The organism is Microcystis sp. LE19-131.1A (assembly GCF_027532015.1).
GTDB lineage: Bacteria > Cyanobacteriota > Cyanobacteriia > Cyanobacteriales > Microcystaceae > Microcystis > Microcystis ichthyoblabe_A.
Genome location: NZ_JAPZSS010000307.1, coordinates 1 through 2,320 on the forward strand (window position 1 = coordinate 1; position 2,320 = coordinate 2,320).

Annotated in this window: 1 protein-coding gene and 1 pseudogene; both read left to right on the forward strand. The window is 41.0% G+C overall.

What is annotated here, in order from left to right; translation table 11 throughout:
* The first annotated feature begins 411 nt into the window (after positions 1–411).
* A complete protein-coding gene (locus O9323_RS21345; protein WP_396687326.1) occupies positions 412–1,644 on the forward strand; it encodes a LamG domain-containing protein in 1,233 nt (410 codons plus the stop codon).
* 3 nt (positions 1,645–1,647) lie between these two features.
* Positions 1,648–1,992 (forward strand): annotated as a pseudogene (locus O9323_RS21350) (jacalin-like lectin); the annotation flags it as partial.
* Between the last annotated feature and the right edge of the window lie 328 nt (positions 1,993–2,320).

Here is a 2,320-nt window from a genome sequence, read left to right on the forward strand (position 1 = left end):
TAATACAGTGAGTTCTTTTCTTCTTCCGTGAATTCTAGGTTAATCATGTTTTTAATGAGTGCTTTGCTTCTAATTATGACTCTTAAACTATACTATTGTCCTTGAGTAAAAAATGCAAGTTGCAGCCGTGCAAAGTATATATAAAAATGGTCAATTAATCCAAAGTAAACAATTAAGCCTTCGGCTCTTCTGGTTTATGTGTGGAAACGAAGCCTATACTGATAGTTTCTTCGGCAAAATAGTCGTAAAAGTCCTTCTCAGTCAACATTTCACGATTCCATAAGCAAAAATTATCACACAAAGTCGAGAAGAGCCAGCCTTCCAGACAACCTGAACCGAACCTTAAACTATATAGGTAAGAGTAACTGGGTTAATGATGGTTACTTTGAAGGTCAAATGACGGAAGTGAGGGTGTGGAACATTGCCCGACCAGAATCAGAAATCAAAGAAAATATGTCCCAGCGATTAAAGGGAAATGAAACCGGATTAGTGGGATATTGGCCCCTCAATGAAGGTTCAGAAAATATCGCCAAAGATAAGACAAGTAATGGCAATAATGGCACAATTAATGGTGCTACTTGGGGAAAATCTGAATTACCCATAACTGGCACGAAGGAGTCTGAAATAGGGAAAAAACCTGATGTGATCACTGGGGGTAATTCTCCCAGTAAATACGGAATTGCAGATACAAGAACTAATTATTATCTTGTAGATACCAACAAACCCATTAATGGCAATGGTGAAATAACTGGGTGGAATATTTGGGCAGAAAACACATCACCTGTACAACTGATAACTTATAGGAAGGAAGCAAATACCTGGTCAGTTGTGGGAAAAAGCGAGGTAAAAACTCCTGTGATTGGTTTAAACGAATTTTCCCTTACTACACCGATTAAAGTCAACCAAGGTGACTTTGTGGGAATATATTATCCCCAAGCAGGTTCTATCAGTTATGATAAGAATACTGCTCCTCTTGGTAACTTAAGCGGAAAAGTTTTGTTTACCTCATCCGGTGCTACTGCTACAGCATTTTCCGATTCAGTTGATCGTATTTATTCCTTAAGTGTCAAGGGAAATGTTGGAGAAATTCCTATAAAGATTGAAAAGACAGAAACAGCTAACTATGGAGTAATTGGTGTTGGGACAAATAATCTCCTGTGTAGCCGAGATACTTTAACCAGTGACTGGAAAGAGATACCTAATAGTGGTGCGGTCATTGGTGCTATCGTTATGCCAGATGGCAAAATAGTCGGCGTTGGAACCAATAAAAGCCTCTACACCCGAGATAGCTTGATCAGTGACTGGAAGGAAGTACCTAATAGCGGTGCGGTTATTAGTGTCACCGTCATGCCGGATGGGGAGTTAGTTGGAGTTGGGGCGAATAATCGCCTCTATAGCCGAGATAGCTTGACCAGTGACTGGAAGGAGATCCCGAATAGTGGTTCAGTTATAGCAGTGACTTGTTCAGTTCCACCCAAATTTACAACCCCTGAACCAGTTCCTAGCGACAATACGGATCAAGTATCTAAACCGATAAAATTAGGTCCGACAGGTGGTTCAATCTCAGGCACAGATTTTCAAATTCTTCCTAAAGATACTGCTCCACAATCACAATTGAAAAAGGTATTCGTTAATGCAGGTTGAGCAATTGACGCACTTCAGGTTGAATACGAAAATCCCGCTTCTATTCCGGGAGAAACCTATCTTTCAGACCTAGTTGGTGGTCGCGGCGGTACAAAAGGAGAATTTTCCATACCAGCAGGGGATTATCTCACGAAAATAAGCGGCACTTGGGGAATGTCAGCACCAGGACGTCTCAAGCAAGAAATTGTCACCATCCAATTTGAAACCAAAAAGGGAGTTAAATCACCCGTTTTTGGGGGAAAGCATGGAAAACAAGAAGTTGACCCTTTCGTCTTAGAAGCGCCAGAAGGTCAGGAGATTATCGGCTTCTTTGGCTCTTATGGGGGAGGGCAAAATTTGTTAGTACGTTTGGGGATTTATTGCCAAACTGTTACAACTTTGGCAAAACTGGAACCATCTAATCCTCAAACTCCATCAAACAATGAAGAAGTTACTCCCAAGGAACAATCATCTAGTATCAAACCCGAAACATTGACCCCATCGGAACCATCTAATCCTCAAACTCCATCAAACAATGAAGAAGTTACTCCCAAGGGACTCTTTTGGATTTGGTGGGTAAAATGTATTCTAAGATACAGTCCTGCTGGCGAGCGAGTGGAAGGAACCACAAAGACACAAAGGACACAAAGATTGATCGATCCTGTGTAAGTTAAACTTATCACACAGAACCTAGAAG